The sequence below is a fragment of the Actinomadura sediminis genome (assembly GCF_042675525.1).
In the GTDB taxonomy this organism is placed as follows: Bacteria; Actinomycetota; Actinomycetes; order Streptosporangiales; family Streptosporangiaceae; genus Spirillospora; species Spirillospora sediminis.
On the sequence record NZ_JBHTJA010000008.1, the window covers coordinates 1 to 15,482 of the forward strand.

Genomic DNA, 15,482 nt, shown 5'->3' on the forward strand with positions numbered 1-15,482 from the left:
GCGCGGTCGCGCACGTGGAGACCGCGGCGGACTCGGCCAAGATCCGCCTGCGCCGCATGTGGGGCAGCCAGGCCGCCGGATTCGCCACCACCCTGCCGTGCGGCATCTGTCCGCCCGCCCTCGGCCGCCGCCTCATCCGCTGAACCTGGAGCACTTATTCCTGATGACTCACCACGTTGAACAGCAGGCGATGGCCGAGCCGCTCGCCCCTGCTTGGGGTTGGCGCGGGCATGGTGCCGGACGCGCCGCGCACGTCGAGGCGGCGCCGGAGTACCAAGCCACCACCAGCCAAGCCTGCGGCCTCTACCCCTTCACCGCCGGCTCCGGCACGCCGACCGCCGGCACCCCCGTTGGACGCCACCAACTCTGGGGCGAAGTCGTTTGCCTCGACCCCCTCGCGTGGCTACGCGAAGGGCTCGTCACCAACCCGGGGATGTTCGTTCTCGGGCAGCCCGGTACCGGTAAGTCCACGCTGGTGAAGCGGCTCGTCACCGGCGCCGTCGCCACCGGAACCACACCGATCGTCCTGGGCGATACCAAGCCCGACTACACGCGCCTCGTCGAATACCTCGGCGGCCAGGTCATCCGAGTCGGACGCGGCGCCGACCGCATCAACCCCCTCGACGCCGGACCGCTGGACGAAGCCCGGCGACGCCTCACCGGCGCCGACGCCGAAACGCTCCGATGGGAAGTGCGGTCGCGGCGGCTGTCGCTGCTGCTGGCGCTGGCGACGCTCGTGCGCGAGGCCCGCATCACCAACGCCGAGGAGGTCGTGCTCGGGCAGGCCATCGACCTGCTCGACGACCGCCTCGACCATGAACCCACCATCGTCGACGTCCTGCGCATCGTCGAAGAAGGCCCCGCGGAGCTGCGGGCCGCAGCCCGCACCGACACCGACGTCTCCTACCGCACTCAGACCCGCGAGCTGGTGTTCACGCTGGATCTGCTCATCTCCGGCTCCCTGGCCGGTGTCTTCGACTCTCCCACGACCCGCACCCTCGACCTCGACGCGCCAGCCATCAGCGTCGACATCTCCCGCGTGCGCGCCGCAGGCGACAAGCTCCTCACGGCCGCGATGCTGTGCACCTGGGCGTACGCGTTCGGCATGGTCGACGCCGCCACCGCCCTGGCCGAACTCGGTGCCGCCCCACGCCGCTCCTACCTGGGCGTCATGGACGAACTCTGGCGTGCCCTACGCGGCGCCCCTGGCCTCGTCGAGCACGCCGACGCCCTCACTCGCCTCAATCGCGCCAAGGGAATGGCGTCCATCATGATCACCCACTCGCTCGCCGACCTCGACGCCCTCGCCACCGAAGAGGACCGTGCAAAGGCCAAGGGGTTCGCCGACCGTTCCGCCATCACCGTCCTGGCTGGGTTGCCGCCGCGCGAGTTGGCGCGCGTCCACGAGATCGCCCCGCTCACCGGACCCGAACAACACCTCGTGTCCTCCTGGTCGGCCCCCGACAGCTGGCAGCCCGGCGCGCGCCACCCCGGCCGCGGCAAGTACCTCATCAAGACCGGCGAACGCCTCGGCATCCCCGTCGAACTGTCCCTCGTCGGCGCCGAAAGCGACCTCTATGACACCGACCAGGCCATCCGAGGAACCGCATGAGTCGCGCACTCGGCCCTCGTGCGTCGATGTTCCACTCCAGCGCGACTGGTGGATGGTTCGTCCTCGCCGCCTGCTGGACGCCGATCGTCGGGCTGTGGATCCTGTGGGCCTCGGCCAAGGTCGCCGCCGCGTTCACCGATGGACGCGTGATGCCGTTCGGTGCCGACTTCGCGTTCGTCCTCGCCGAGCGGAACACCGACCAGGCATGGCCGGGAACGCCAACGCCCCTGGTCATCAGTGTTCTCACGGTGATCGTCACCGCCGCCGCGACCGGGATCTGGGTCGGGTGGGAACGTATCTCCGCGCGTTATCCACAGCCTGGGGATGCGGTGGCCGCGCTCGCCGACAACCCTGGCCTCACCGCGCTGCAATCGGACGCGACGGCGAACAAGGCCGTCAGCCTGCGCCGCTCTCTGCGCGACACTGCCCCGGGCGACGTCGCACCCGACGACATGGGGCTGGTGCTGGGCGATGTGCTTCTGCCCGGTGACCGTAGCGGCCCGACGTTGTTCACCTCGTGGGAGGACACCGTCGTGGCGTTCATGGCGCCGCGGTCGGGCAAGACGACCACGCAGTCGATCCCGCACGTGCTGTCGGCGCCGGGGGCGGTCATCGCGACCAGCAACAAGGCGGATCTGTGGTCGGCGATCGCCGCCGTCCGCGCCGAACGCACCGGCGGGCGCAGTTGGCTGTTCGACCCTCAGCACATCACCTACCAGCCGCAGACCTGGTGGTGGAACCCCCTCAACGGCCTGGCCACCTTCGAGGACGCCCACCGGCTCGCCGGGCACTTCGTCCTCACCGTCGACGACGGCCAGAAAAAGGACCTGTGGGGACCCGCCGCCCAAGACCTGCTGTGCGCGCTGTTCCTCGCCGCCGCCACGTCCGGACGATCCCTGCACCACGTCGCGCAATGGCTCGACGAACCGGCCGTCCCCACCCCGATCGAGCTGCTGCAGGAGGCCGGGTTCCAGCTCATGGCGTCCTCACTCAAGGGCACCCAGAACGGTGCCGTCGAGACCCGTGACGGGATCTACCAGACCGCCCGCACCGCCGCCAAAGCCCTGCGCGACGAGGAGATCCTCGCCTGGGTCACCCCCAACGACGACCTGCCGGTGTTCGACCCGCACGCCTTCGCCGGCTCCCGCGACACCCTGTACCTGCTGTCGAAATCGCTGTCGGCCGCCGCGCCGCTGATCGCCGCGCTCACCGACACCACCATGCGCGCCGCCGAACGCCGCGCCGAACAGGCCGGCGGACGCCTCGACCCGCCCCTGGTCGTCGCCCTCGACGAGGCCGCCAACATCTGCCGTATCGCCGACCTGCCTCAGCTGTACTCCCACCTCGGATCGCGCGGCATCATCCCGGTCACCATCCTGCAGAGCTACGAACAAGGCGTCACCGTCTGGGGCGAACCCGGCATGGCCGCCCTCTGGGGCGCCGCCACCCGCAAACTCATCGGCGCCGGCATCGACTCCCCCCGACTCGTCCGCGACCTGGCCACCCTCATCGGCCAGCACGACGTCCCCGTCCGCTCCATCACCTACAACGACGGACGCGCCAGCGAACAGATCTCCCTACGACGCCAAGAAATCCTCGAAGCCGCCGACATCCGCGCACTGCCCACCGGCACCGCACTCCTGCTCGCCACCGGCACCAAACCCGCACTCGTCCGGCTCCGCCCCTGGTACGCCGGGCCGCACGCCACCGCCATCAACCAGGCCATCAAGACCGCGGACGCCGCCATCGCCGAAGCCGCCCGCGATTACTACGCCATCCGCGACGAGCCCGCACCAGACACCTGGTAACGGCCGCGGCATACCAGAGAGGACGAACTCCCACGTGCATTCCTCGCGTACTCAGGAGACTCATTGCAGCCCCAGGACGACAACCGCTCAAGCTCGAACGAGACGCCGGAGCCGCTCTACCCCAACGTCACAAGGTGGGTGACGCACCACTTCATCCCCATGTACAGGCGCACGCTCGGCGGCGAGTTCCGCTGGTGCGCCGAATGGTGGCGGCACGACGAGGCGATCTCCCGGCTCACCGCCCTCTGGTACGCCTGGGAGGCCATGCGCCTGCAAGGCGCCACCGGCATGGCCCTGTGGTACCGCGACCACCTCGACCACCAACTCCCGGTACTGCTCGGCCCACGCGGGCCCTTCTACCAATGCACCGAGAACGAACACCTCGCGCCGCACCAAGCGCGCCTCGTCCCGGTGCCCTTCGGATGGCTGCGATCCGACGATGACGTCATCCATGCAGCCGACGCGTAGCTCTGTCCTGACCGCCAACTCGCAGAATCTTTCGCCTCTCCTTCTGGAGTTCCGCATGCCCGACCGCATCGACGCCGCCCTTCTCGCGCTCGACGCCTACCAGCAACACCTGCTCCCTGGCCTCACCACCGGCCACCGCGAAAGCCGAGCCGAAGCCGGAGGCCTCATTCACGGACTCGTCCACGACCTCCTCCGCTACGCCGAACACAACGACCTCGACACCGTCGACTTCATCGACCAGCTCGTCCGAGCCCGAACCGACCCCGACACCTACGCCATGGCCCTGCCCGACCGATTCCTACTCAACGCCGAAGTCGAATTCCGACCCGGCCGCCAACCCAACGGCGGCCCGGACTACCGCGGATTCATCGACGAACTGAAGGCATCCCCCACCGGCCAGAACACCTGCACAGTGCGCGTGCCAGGACTCGCCGAACCCCTGCAGGCTCGAACGTCCGACCTCCGGCCCGCCGTGCCCATCCCGCTCGTCCCGACGCGCACCACGGGCATCGTCCACTCCGCCACCGAGGCAGAAGCCACGATCATCGCGCTGTCCATCGAGATGCTGCGCGACCACGCCGGCTCCGCCGCCGACCCGCAAGCGCTGGCCGACCTCGCCGAACTCTCCGGAACGCTGGCCAACTGGTCCGGCACCACACACGCAACCGTCGCCCGCCACCTCCGCCGCATCGCCTGGAAAGCCCTGCACACCGCGAACGACGACCCGCGGGCGCCCTCATCAGCCGAACTCGCAGCCACCGCATTCCCCGACGACCTCGCCGACACCCTGCGAGCCGACGAAGAACACGCACGCCAGGTGCGTCCGACACGACCAACCGAACCCGGCCGTCCAGCCAGACAGCACCCCTAGCCCCGACCCGCCACACCGACCACCGGAGCCATGATGGCCAATGCCGGCCCGGACGAATTCGCCGAATTCGCAGCCACCATCCTCGACACCTTCCAGGGCCTGTTCGAGGAGACCGGACACCTCGGCCACCGGACGAGCGACGCCCACGCCCGTGACCTGCTCGGCGACCTCCTCGTCGACCTGATGCACTACGCCGAACGCCGCGGTCTGGACTTCGGCGACATCCTCGGCGAGTCGCGCGGCTACTTCCGCGTCGAGCAACAGCCGGCCGATACCTACACGATCGGCTCGACAGTCGAGCTCGAAGGGCCTGCCGCGGAGGAGGCGGTCCTACTCGGCCGCCCTACACGGGGCACCATCACCGGGCTCTTCGTCCCCGAACACGGCTTGACCGAGTACTACGTGCACTTCATCGGAGACAACAGCGACCGGCGGGTCATCGGCGCCGATCTCGATCCGGCTCCGGGCTTCCCCGCCACCTCCACCGCAGAAGGTGTAATCGCCAACCCGCTGAGAGCCGAGGAAGTACTGGTCGAGGCGACAACGCGCATCGGACTCGCGGACATCAGCGGAGTCGCCCCGAACCCGGACGATCTCCGGGATCACCGCGCCCTCCTCAGGGCATTCGTCTCCTGGACCGACATGGACAGGCGAAGCGTTACCGATCTCCTCCTCAGCCGCGTCGCGGAACGCCTCCCGTCACCGGGTGCCGCGCAGCAGCCGACGTCCACGGTGGAAGAGCCCACCCCGGGGAGGCTGGCCGCTCAGGGCTTCCCGGTACCCATCGCGGAGCGCTTGCGCGATTCCGTTGCAGGAGCGCCGAAGCCGGGGGCGAGCGCCCATCCCCGAAGGCACGGCCCGGCTCGCTAGCCGTCAACTTCGAGGCATAGGCGCGACACTCCGCCACGATCGTTGATCATTGCCTGGCGGATGCCCACACTGGCCTTATCAACTTTAGTCAACGAGGCACATCAAGGCCTTTTCAAGGCCATGGTGTCGACAAGGTGGAGCAGCTCCTTGCAGCAACATTTCGAGACCGTCAACGCAGAGATCCGGTCTGCAGACGGCGTCCCGGCCCTGCTCGCAGCAGCCTTCAAGGGGCTGGAAGTCGTCGAACGCGCCACCATCGTCCTCGCCGACGCCGCCCCGGCCAGCACCTATCCCGGATACCAGGTCGCACGAGCGGAGGCCACGAACGCCTGGTCCGCGCTGTCCATGGCTCCCACGCTGGGCTGCGCTGATCGTGCGTCCACCGAAGGCAACGACGTCGAGGAGCTCGCCGACTCCATTCGCGCCTTCGTATTGGTCGTTGCCGAGGCGATCGTGAACGTCGCCTCCAAGACGACCGAGCCCGGCGACCGGACGGCCTGTCTGCGGGCCGCGCATCACGCCGGTCACGTCCACACAGCATTGAGGTGAACAGATGAACCACGATCCGAAGACCAGCCAGCTCGTCCGAGCCTCCAAGGCGCTGGAGGGTTATGAAGAGGCCGCTTTCCCGGGCAAGTCTTCACTCCTCGGACGGGACAAGCTCTACTCCTCGGCGCTCCTGGCCGCACTGATCTGCGACCTGGAGCACTACGCCAACCAGCACGATCTCAGCTTCGCCCACGCGGTCAACGTCGGCCGATCCGCTCACGCCGAGGAGGCCGCCGAGCAGGCAACCTACTTCATCGGCGACCACGTTCGGCTTCTCAACCATGATGGTCGCTGCGGCACCATCATCGGCTGGGCGACCATCGACGACCACGAGGACCGCCTCTTCCTCATCGTCGTCCCCGGCGTCTCCCGCGTCTACGATGAACGTGCCGCCGACCTCGAACCGGCCCCACCGTTCCCCGCGACGAGCACGACCACCGGGGAAGTGACGCACGCGCTCCAGGCCGAATCGGCCTACATCGGCTTCGCGGCCCGCATCCCTCGCACAGCGCCGTCACTCCAGCCGGCCCTGCGGCAGGACTGCCAGAAACTGCTCTCCGCTCTCAGCACATGGAGCGGCGTCTCCGTCCCCGAACTCCTGAAGGGACTGCACCCCAAGGTCACCAAGCACACGGAGACGTTCTCACCCAAGGACGATGACCGTGCCTCCACATTCGAGCCGTCACTCGAAAGAGAGCACCACGGACCGTCCTGACGCTCACCTTCATGCCCCTACGGAGGACATCCCGCATGGCCCACGAACGCGAGCACGAAGAAGTCCGGCACACCTGGTTCAGCGAGATCATGACGGCCGCGCTCAACGACCTCGCCCACACCGAGCGCGTCATCACCGCCTTCGCCGCCCAAGAGCCCAACGGCTTCATCGCCTGGGGGCTGGCCGAAGGCGAAGCCGTCCAAGCCCACCAGGCCCTGAAGCAGGCCCCCTCACTGCACGCCGCCGTCCCGTCGGATCGCACCGCCGAGGACGCGACCGCCGACGCTCTGTTCGCACTCGCCAGAAAGGTGACCCAGAACCTCGTCCGCGCCGCCGAACTCGCCGCCGACCCTGACGACAAAGCAGCCTGCCTGCAGGCGGCCCTGCACGCCAGCCGGCTCCGGGAAGCCCTCCGGTAGCCGTGGCGACCTTCGGTGACATGTCCGCCCTCGCCCGCCAGCACCTCACCGAACTCAGACGAACACTCCACGCACCCGAAACCATCGCGCAAGCCCGGCATCCGGCCGTGCCCGCCGAGCTGTCGCGCCTCACCACCGTCCTGGCCCGCTACCACGACCGCCTCACCACCGGCTTCGGCGTCCCGCACCCCGACGAACACGGAGTGCGGGACGCCGCCCGCCGAAGTGCGCTGCTCCTCAGCGATGCCCAGCTCACCCTCGGCGCTCCTTCAGCCACCGAAATGCCGGCCACGGAGCTCGCAGGGAGGCTTCGGTCCGTCTCCGTCGCTCTGGGGTGCGGCCTCGACCTCCTGGCCTCTCACTTCCCCACGGCCCCTGATCAGCCGACCTCCGACAGCGCCGCCGTCATCAACGCCACCGACACGGCCCGCTCCCTCATGTACGACCTCGCCGAATACACCGCTACCTGCGCCCACTTGAGCCAGCAGGCGGCCTCCCCTTCCGCGGAGGCCGCCGGGCCCCTACTGCAGGCCGCAGTCATTTCCCGCGTGTTCGGACAGCACAGCCGGGAACTCGCATCCGCCATCCCTTTTCGGACCACCCCGGAGCGCATCCCGCCCCGGCCCGGCGAGGGGTTCGCTGAACTCCTCAACGGAATCCACGCCAGTGTCCAACGCCTCAAGAACCCGCAGGCGCCGGTCTGCGTCGCGACCTGGCGCTACCTCGCCACCGCAGCCGCCGTCACCAGCGACATCAACCACAAACTCATCCTCAGCCTGGCCCGGCGGCTCGAAGAGCTCCACGAAGACACCCCGGGCGCAATATTCAACGAAACCGCCATGGCCGCCAACCGCACCAGATGGAAATGGCGCCTGGTCGTCAAGCACTGGAACCGACTCCCCGGCTACTTCGGCCCTCCGGACAGCCCGATCTCAACCGATGCCAGCGACCTGATCGTCAGGCTCGGACGCCTCGTCTACAGCGACCCCGACTGGCGCCCGTCTCCCCGCAGCACCTACCTGATCAGGCCGCTCGATGAACTGGCACGAACGTCAGCACAGGCAACCGAGGTCGCAGCCGCCTCTCTGAAGGCCTTCGATGCCTGCAACACCATCGCCCACCACCGGCGCGCCGCCAGCCGCGACGCAGCCGTCATCATCGCCATCGAGAAAGAGAACCTGAACCACCCTCGCTACCCTGACGTCCCCAAATGGCACAACCGCGCCATCCAGCTTTTTAACCGCTATGAAGTCGCCGAATCCGAGGGGCACAACGCAGCAAACCTGCTGAGAAACGCAATCCAAAGCATCGAGGCGAACCAGAAGACTGCAACACCGCACCCGATGGCGGAGCAGCAAACCGCAGCACCGCTTGACGCTTTCCCCACCTCCCTCGCCAAGCACCTCGCCACGCAGCAACTCCACGACACGCCTTCTCGCCAACCCCCAAGCGGCAACATCTCGAGACCGGACAGATCCGGACCTTCAAGGTGACGCCCGGCCACTGGGGCCAGGACGGCTTCGGATTCGCTGGGGTGTCGACCCTGCTTCAGGCGAGCGTTGCCTCAACTGCTGGTCCCGCCTCTGCCCCGACGGTCCCGCCAGCTACACCAGCCGCGCATCCCCGCGGATGTCACTTGGGTCGAGCGGTAGGGGAAGGATCAGGACGTCGAATAGTGGGGCGTCCGGCCAGCTGGGGCGGAGTCGGCCGGCGCGGTGCCAGCCCCACGCCTTATAGGCGCGGTAGGCGGTGCGGTTGTCGGCTTCGACCAGCAGCGTGGCCCGCTTTTCGTTCCGCCGTGCCAGCAGCTCGTCGTGCAGCGCGTGGGCGGCACCTTGGCCGGTCCATCTGCGGCGAACCATGATCTCCGAGAGCGCGAAGGTTCTGGTGCCGTTCTCTTCGGTGAAGCCGGGCTCGGGCTCTTCGAGGAGTCCGCGCCACCATGCCGTGTCGGCTCCGAGCGGCCATCCCCAGGTCTGCCCCACCGGCTCGCCGTCGAGGTAGGCCACCACCATGTCGAAGCCGCGTCCGGAGGCGGTGTAGGCGTCGAAGCGGGTCATGAACTGCTCGGGAGAGTCGAAGGGGTCACCGCTGGCGATGGCGTCGGCGTAAGCGTCTCGGTAGACGTCTTCGACGGTGGTGCGGACGGCGCGGGCCTGCTCGGCGTCATAACGGCGGAACTCGAACTCGGGCGTGCCGCTGAGGGTCATGCCAAGGACGCTACTTTCGTCGATAGGTCGCTGGCGATCGTCCCGTAGCGATCGTGGAACTCGGCGTCGCGGCGGGCGAGCGGCTGCAGCGTTCTCAGCGCTCGCATCGAGCCCACGTTCTCCAGGTCGCTGAGGGTTCGGTGACCGACCTCCAACGCCTCGGCCGTATCACCGGCGGCAAGCCGCATCTCGGCAAGCATCGCCCGGTAGTACACCTGATTGCGCGGCGCCAGCTCCATCGTGTCGAGCACGCGTTCAAGGAGCTTTGCGGCCCTGGTGGGGTCGCCGAGCAGCGCGGTTACGCGTGCTTCGTGTCCCATGATTTCGGAACGCCTGACGAACCCGAGCGCTTGCCTGTCGGTGGGATGGTCGCCACGGTCCAGCTCGCGGTGAGCCGCGGCGATCGAGGCGCGGGCGGTCGCGGCGTCGCCGAGGAGGGCGCTCACCGTGGCGGTGCGCATATCGATCAGAGCATGGAGTCTCGGCGAGGGGTGGTGCTTCGCAGCTTGTGCGGCGATGCGCAGTGAGCGCAGTGCCTCCCGGGCGGGACCGCGCTGCCCGCTGGAACGGGCCAGCGCGGTCGATTGCATGGCGACCGTCGCGTGTACGTGGGCGCGCAACTCCGAGTCGTCTCCGCTGTCGGCGAGCATCGCGGCTTCCTGCGCGAGCCGGCGGGCGAGGGACCGTTCCCCGGAGTCGAAAGCCAGGAAGCTCGTGCAGTTCCCCAGGTCCGCGGTTGCCCGAAGGAGGTCGAGACCGATCCGTTCGTCGTAGTCGCTCTCGTCCAGCATCGCCTTGGCGCGGGCGAACAGGCGCAGGCCGTTCCTGAGCAAGCTCGCGCCGCCCACGCTCCAGTCCCGAGTCCACAGCTCGTCGGCGCAGGTCTGCAGGTAGTCGACATGAGTGCGGCCGATCCTGCCGGGCGAGAGGAAGCCGTCCGGTAGCAGGGGCCAGGCGGTCAGGGCGAGCATGCCGCCGTTGAAAGTCCTGCGGTCCAATTCGTCCCCCTCCCGGGGATCTTGAGGTGGGTAGACTGCGTCTGGCGTGCCCAGGACGAGCGGCAGCAGCGCCTCCCGTGGCACGCAGAGCGCGTCGGCCCACGCCAGCAGCTCCCGGATGTCGTACAGCGTTCCCCGCTCGCCGGATTCGGCCCGGGCGACCTTTGTCTTGCTCCAGCCGGGCACGAGGTCGGCCATCTGCTGCTGAGTGAGGCCCGCGGCCGAGCGCAGCAACGCCAGGACGCCGCTGAAGTTCAGCTCGGCCAGGGCCCGACGCATCGGCGGGGTGTCCCATAGCCACGTTGGCGCGCTGACAGGGGATTCCCGCAATGCCCGCTGGCAGGCCCCGCAGACGGGTTCGGTGTTGTAACGGGACAGCAGCGTTGAACGGCACCCTGGGCACAACTTTTGTTCGGGCATCTGGGCCTTCCCGGCCGGGGAGACGCGGACCTTCATCACTCACGCTAGAAGGCCGCGTTCCGCGCTGCCAGCAGCCTTGATGCCAATGTGGCACCCGCACGGTGGGACGCCGGTCGCCACACTGGTCGTTGCCGCTGCGGGCCGTGGCTGGCTGGCTTGTAACCCCAGCCGCCGCCCTTGGAGAGCTCGGTGACCAGCACATCCGAAAACGCGATTCGTCATCTGGCCGCGCTGGCCGACAGGCTTGCCGGGCATAGCGCGTTGCGCATCGACCGAGATTTCGCGCAGTCCCCACCACAGTTGTCGATCAAGAACGTCGCCGCGCGGGACGGTCGAGGGTGGGAGTTGATATCCGGTTCGATCCGCGTCCTGACGGAACGGGGCACGAGCTGGTTCGTGTGGGACGACGGAGTTCGACTCGGTCCCGTGGGAGCCCTCGACGCCGTCACCGAGTGCATCCTTCGGGCACTGACGGTCGGAGACGCGGGCTCCGAACTTCCACCACCAAGGTGCAGACCGAGTCGGCGCGCTCTGGAATGCCCGCCTCGGTAGTCACCCAGGTTCCTGCATCCCTTTGCTCACCGCCCACCTTCAGCCGCTGTGCGGCCCGTTTCCCTCCCGTCGCGGGCCGCACAGCTTTACTCCTCAGAGGCAAATGGAGCCTTGATGCCACTTCGACGAGAGCCCCGATACCAGTCCGTCACGCCGGTGACCGGTACCAACAGCGCCCGGGGCCAGCGGCGGTCTCGCCATAGCCGTTGGCGTACTCGCATCGCCCACTGGCTGGCGCCGCCCGTTCCCAACCGAGTGAGGGTTGGCTACGGGGCTGGAGTGTCCTCGCATGACGCGAGTGCCTGGCAAGAACTCTGTGACCAGCTGGCGTCACGTGTGCTGTTGCTGGCAGAGCAAGTTCGCCCGGCTCTCGACGAGTTGGAGCGGGACGAGGACGTCCCCGAGCGCGTGCGGCTGCTGTACGACATCGATCACGGAGTCGCTCGCATGCGGCGTCTCGCTCGTGACATCCGGGTCCTGGCCGGACGGAGCACGGACGAAGCCGGCACTCACACGTCCTCGCTCCTGGACGTCGTTCGCGTGGCGGCGTCGGGGATCGAGCACTACGACCGGCTCCACATCGGCCCGGTCGCCGATCGGGCGCTGGTGGATCACGCCGCTGATGACGTCGCCTCGCTGCTAGCCGTGCTCCTGGACAACGCCACGCGCTGCTCTCAGGCCCCGGCAATGATCAGTACTCGCTCGTTCGGTGACGGAAGCCTGCTGGTCAGGATCGAGGACGACGGCCCCGGAGTCGACCCGGCGTGGGCGGAGGCGCTCAACCGAGTGTTCGTCGGGCCCGTCCCGCCGCTGAGCCCCGCCAATTGCCGCCGTTCGGGTTTCGCGGTCGCTCACCGTCTGGCCCGTAAGCATGGTCTCGGGCTCGCTCTCGTCTGCCGCCGCGCGGCCGAGGCCACACCCGAGCGTGAGGGGCGAAGGGGCACGGTCGCGATGGTGACCATCCCGCCGCATCTGGTGTGCGAGATCCCTGAACCTGTCGGCGCCCTGTTGAACAGCCCGTCCGAGCCGGTCGTGGATCCGGGCCCGAGGACGGGCACCGCTGCGGGACGACGCGAGCGGGCGTCCTTCGCCGATGACGTGGCCGCCTTCAGCGCCGCAACGTCCAGCAGGTTCTCACCCGATACGCGCAGCCCCCGAGCCCACCCAGCTCCGTCCTTCATCAGTCACCCGCAGGGAGGAGCGAAGGCATGACCGCGCCCGAGCACGTCCACCACCCACCGTCCGTACCCGACGACATCGCCTCGCTCATCAACGACTTCGTCGGTGAAACGCCCGGCGTCTCGCACGCGATCATTGTGTCCGCTGATGGGTTGGCCCTGACGTCCTCTCGAAACCTCGCCATCGATCTGGCCGACTCGCTGTCAGCGATGGTCGCCGGACTGACCGGCCTGTGCGGGAGCATCGCCGACCATATCCACCGCGGAAACTACGAGCACGCCATGATCCGGCTCACCCCCGGTCACCTACTCATCATGGGCATCAGCCCGGCGGCGAGCCTGGCCGTCCTCACCGAGACCTGCGCGGATGCGGGAGCGGTCGCCCATCAGATGAACCGTCTCGTCAGCCGCACCGGACACCTCCTCACCTCGAATGCACGAGACGAGCTTCGCCGCCGCAACGGCCGGAGGCCAGCGTGATCGGCGACATCCACGCATCAACTCGACCGCCCCAGCACCCCTGGGTGCGCCCGTACATGGCGACGGGCGGGCGCGTCGACGTTCCACGGCAGGTTCCCCTGCACACACGCGTGACGGCGCAGGTCTACGACGGAGCCTTCGCGGCACGGCTGCAGCCCGAGTCGCGCCGACTGTACGAACGGGCCTATCGGTCCACGGCCGCCTCGGCCGCCGAGACTCTGTCCGAGCTGGCTGCCGGGTGCGGTGTGCCCCTGCGAGTTGCCCGCGTCCTGTTGAGCGATCTGGCCGCAGCCGGTCGGGTGCAGATCGGGTCGGACTTGGATGCCTCTCCGCACAGCATCCACCTGCTCGAAAGGGTCCTCGATGGCCTTCGCCAGCTTGCCTGACCGAATGCCGCAGACCGCGCTACGCGCCGTCGGCGTAGGCGGAGGCGATCTGGTCGAAGATCGCTTCGGCCTCCTCACCGAACAAGGCCGTTCTCTCCAGCTCGGCGAACAGCCGCACGTAGTACTGGATGTCTCGCGCATCGGTGATGGTGATCGTGGCGGTCTCCAGGCCCACCGTGACCAGCCGTTCGTCGAACGTCTCGAACCCGTGCAGCGGCACCTCACGGACGCGCGCGGCGAAGGGAATGATGCCGATCCGCACGTTCGGCCGACGAGCCAGTGCCGCGATGTGCCGAACCTGCGCCCCCATGACCTCGTCCGCGCAGAGCCGCCATCGCAGGGCCCCTTCGGTGAGGACGAACGTGAAGCGCTTGCTGCGGTCGCGGAAGATCTTCTGGCGTTCGGCCAGCGCGGCCATGCTGCGATCCAGATCGTCCCCGGAGACCGAGAGACTGTAGATCTCCCGCGTGAACTCGGGAGTCTGGAGCAGCCCGGACACGGTCGCCGGCTGGAAGAACCGGAGCCGCTTCGACTCCTTCTCGACGCGGCCGATCTGCTGCTGCTTGCGCCACGCGCCGCCCCGGAGGATCGCCCGCGCGCTCTCGGTGTGGCGGTGCAGCGACTCGGCCAGGCCGGTCAGTTCGGAGAGGGTTTCGCGGTCGGCACCGTACAACCGGCAGAGCGTTTCGATGTCCTCGATGGTCGGGACGGTGGTGCCGTTCTCGATCCGGGAGATCTTGGGCTGGCTCATGTCGGCCTGCCGGGCGGCGTTCGTCCCGGTGAGGCCGCTGTCGAGACGTAGCCGCCTGAGCGCGCGGGCCAGCTGGTCGCGTTCGCGCCGGTAGCGCTCGGGTGCTTCCTCCATCAGGGAGGGAGTCTAAATGCAGGGCAGGTCATGGCCGGGAACCGAGCCAGTTCTCGCGGCGGTACTCCGGGTGCCTGTCCCACCATGCGGTGAACGGTTCCGCCTTCTCCAAGACCGCGTCGCGGTAGCCGCGGTAGGCGGCGGCCCCGGCACCGTCGACGAGCTCGGCTCCGAGGAACCGTCCTTCATCGTCGTAGCGCAGGACGGCGACCTTGTCGTCGTCGAACAGCCAGAAGTCCTCGTTCGGCACACCCTCGGGCCGTGCGTGCTCGGCCTCGTCGAGGATGAAGACCTCCTGGCCGTACTGCGACGAGACGGCGTATCCCCATTCGCATTCGAAGCGCAGGTACTCGGAGATCGGGCTGCGCAGGATGTGCACCTTGTACCAGCGCTTTCCCGACGAAATCTCCTGCGCCATGAACTCCAGCCACTCGCGAGTGGCGGGCTCGATCTCCAGCGGGTCGCCGTTGAGGTAGCGCTCGAGGCGTTCGTTCTCCGACGACACGGTGTACCGATCGAGCGTCTCCATCCGGAACGTCTCGTTCTTGAAGTCGTCGAACAGCGCTTCGAGCTCTGCTTCAGTGAGCATTCGGAACCACCTCGGGAAGTAGCGAGATCGGCACTTCGACGGCCGTTTCCCCCGCGGGCAGGGCCAGCAGGGCGAGTGCCTCGGCGTCGTCGACCAGTTCACCGCGCACGATCGCCGTGCCGTGGCCGGTCAGCCGCACCGCAGGGGTTTCCGGGGACGTCGCAGAAGGGGACGTCCACAGCATCGTCACCGGCACCTCCACCTCCGCCTCCCGTTCCGGGAGAGGGCTGCTCGACTCCGAAGCGACGATGTAGCCCTGCACGATGAAGCTTCCCCGGTCGGTCAGGTACAGGGTGGGGCACGTGGGTTTCGGGTCGCAGGCCCCTCGAAGCCGGGTCAGGTGCATGGGGGTGTTCCCTCTCGGATCGTGCGGGGTGACCGTACCTGAAGCATTCGCTCCTAGCTTGAATATGTCAAGGTCTAGGAGGTGCGAGCTACCATCTTGCGCGCTTGGATCGTCGCAAGCCGGCCAACCGCGAAGGAGGATGGGCT

The 15,482-nt window shown here is 68.2% G+C and carries 17 protein-coding genes; 12 read left to right on the forward strand and 5 right to left on the reverse strand.

The features are described from left to right. Positions 1-163 precede the first annotated feature (163 nt). The 9 genes from ACFQ11_RS06610 (at position 164) to ACFQ11_RS06650 (ending at position 8,805) form a co-directional block, all read left to right on the forward strand. Positions 164-1,612, forward strand: a complete 1,449-nt coding sequence (locus tag ACFQ11_RS06610; RefSeq protein ID WP_378296982.1) for a hypothetical protein — start codon at positions 164-166, stop codon at positions 1,610-1,612. Continuing rightward, positions 1,609-3,420 (forward strand): type IV secretory system conjugative DNA transfer family protein, encoded by a 1,812-nt coding sequence (locus ACFQ11_RS06615; protein WP_378296983.1) that lies wholly within the window; start codon positions 1,609-1,611, stop codon positions 3,418-3,420. The genes ACFQ11_RS06610 and ACFQ11_RS06615 overlap by 4 nt, the downstream gene beginning before the upstream one ends. Positions 3,421-3,483: 63 nt before the next feature. Continuing rightward, the gene (locus tag ACFQ11_RS06620; protein WP_378296985.1) at positions 3,484-3,888 is read left to right on the forward strand and encodes a DUF4913 domain-containing protein; all 405 of its coding nucleotides are present in this window, start codon (positions 3,484-3,486) and stop codon (positions 3,886-3,888) included. A gap of 55 nt (positions 3,889-3,943) precedes the next feature. Continuing rightward, positions 3,944-4,759, forward strand: coding sequence for a hypothetical protein (locus tag ACFQ11_RS06625; RefSeq protein WP_378296986.1), 816 nt, complete (start codon positions 3,944-3,946; stop codon positions 4,757-4,759). A 30-nt stretch (positions 4,760-4,789) separates the two neighbouring features. After that, entirely contained in the window at positions 4,790-5,629 is an 840-nt protein-coding gene (locus tag ACFQ11_RS06630) for a hypothetical protein (protein WP_378296988.1), read from the forward strand. A 147-nt stretch (positions 5,630-5,776) separates the two neighbouring features. Next, a complete protein-coding gene (locus tag ACFQ11_RS06635; protein ID WP_378296989.1) occupies positions 5,777-6,178 on the forward strand; it encodes a hypothetical protein in 402 nt (133 codons plus the stop codon). Between the two features lie 4 nt (positions 6,179-6,182). Next, positions 6,183-6,893, forward strand: a complete 711-nt coding sequence (locus ACFQ11_RS06640; protein ID WP_378296990.1) for a hypothetical protein — start codon at positions 6,183-6,185, stop codon at positions 6,891-6,893. Positions 6,894-6,928: 35 nt separating this feature from the next. Continuing rightward, positions 6,929-7,312: a hypothetical protein gene (locus ACFQ11_RS06645; RefSeq protein WP_378296991.1), complete on the forward strand. Its 384-nt coding sequence runs from the start codon at positions 6,929-6,931 to the stop codon at positions 7,310-7,312. 20 nt (positions 7,313-7,332) lie between these two features. Next, on the forward strand, positions 7,333-8,805 hold the full coding sequence (locus tag ACFQ11_RS06650) for a hypothetical protein (protein WP_378296992.1): 1,473 nt from the start codon (positions 7,333-7,335) through the stop codon (positions 8,803-8,805). Between the two features lie 111 nt (positions 8,806-8,916). Here the strand turns inward: ACFQ11_RS06650 and ACFQ11_RS06655 are convergent, their stop codons facing one another. Both ACFQ11_RS06655 and ACFQ11_RS06660 read right to left on the reverse strand, forming a co-directional pair. Then, entirely contained in the window at positions 8,917-9,522 is a 606-nt protein-coding gene (locus ACFQ11_RS06655) for a GNAT family N-acetyltransferase (protein ID WP_378296993.1), read from the reverse strand. Continuing rightward, the gene (locus tag ACFQ11_RS06660) at positions 9,519-10,799 is read right to left on the reverse strand and encodes a helix-turn-helix domain-containing protein (protein WP_378296994.1); all 1,281 of its coding nucleotides are present in this window, start codon (positions 10,797-10,799) and stop codon (positions 9,519-9,521) included. The genes ACFQ11_RS06655 and ACFQ11_RS06660 overlap by 4 nt, the downstream gene beginning before the upstream one ends. A gap of 972 nt (positions 10,800-11,771) precedes the next feature. On the opposite strand from ACFQ11_RS06660, the gene ACFQ11_RS06665 reads away from it, so the two are divergent. Genes ACFQ11_RS06665 through ACFQ11_RS06675 form a run of 3 tightly spaced genes read left to right on the forward strand, consistent with a single transcriptional unit; the run spans position 11,772 to position 13,536 of the window. Then, a complete protein-coding gene (locus tag ACFQ11_RS06665; protein ID WP_378296995.1) occupies positions 11,772-12,704 on the forward strand; it encodes a sensor histidine kinase in 933 nt (310 codons plus the stop codon). Further along, the gene (locus ACFQ11_RS06670) at positions 12,701-13,150 is read left to right on the forward strand and encodes a roadblock/LC7 domain-containing protein (RefSeq protein WP_378296996.1); all 450 of its coding nucleotides are present in this window, start codon (positions 12,701-12,703) and stop codon (positions 13,148-13,150) included. The genes ACFQ11_RS06665 and ACFQ11_RS06670 overlap by 4 nt, the downstream gene beginning before the upstream one ends. Next, positions 13,147-13,536, forward strand: a complete 390-nt coding sequence (locus ACFQ11_RS06675) for a DUF742 domain-containing protein (RefSeq protein WP_378296997.1) — start codon at positions 13,147-13,149, stop codon at positions 13,534-13,536. The genes ACFQ11_RS06670 and ACFQ11_RS06675 overlap by 4 nt, the downstream gene beginning before the upstream one ends. 19 nt (positions 13,537-13,555) lie before the next feature. On the opposite strand, the gene ACFQ11_RS06680 is transcribed toward ACFQ11_RS06675, so the two are convergent. Genes ACFQ11_RS06680 through ACFQ11_RS06690 form a run of 3 tightly spaced genes read right to left on the reverse strand, consistent with a single transcriptional unit; the run spans position 13,556 to position 15,336 of the window. Beyond that, positions 13,556-14,401, reverse strand: coding sequence for a helix-turn-helix domain-containing protein (locus ACFQ11_RS06680; protein WP_378296998.1), 846 nt, complete (start codon positions 14,399-14,401; stop codon positions 13,556-13,558). Between the two features lie 28 nt (positions 14,402-14,429). Further along, positions 14,430-14,990, reverse strand: coding sequence for a DUF6879 family protein (locus ACFQ11_RS06685; RefSeq protein WP_378296999.1), 561 nt, complete (start codon positions 14,988-14,990; stop codon positions 14,430-14,432). Continuing rightward, entirely contained in the window at positions 14,980-15,336 is a 357-nt protein-coding gene (locus tag ACFQ11_RS06690) for a hypothetical protein (RefSeq protein ID WP_378297000.1), read from the reverse strand. The genes ACFQ11_RS06685 and ACFQ11_RS06690 overlap by 11 nt, the downstream gene beginning before the upstream one ends. Positions 15,337-15,482: the final 146 nt, after the last annotated feature.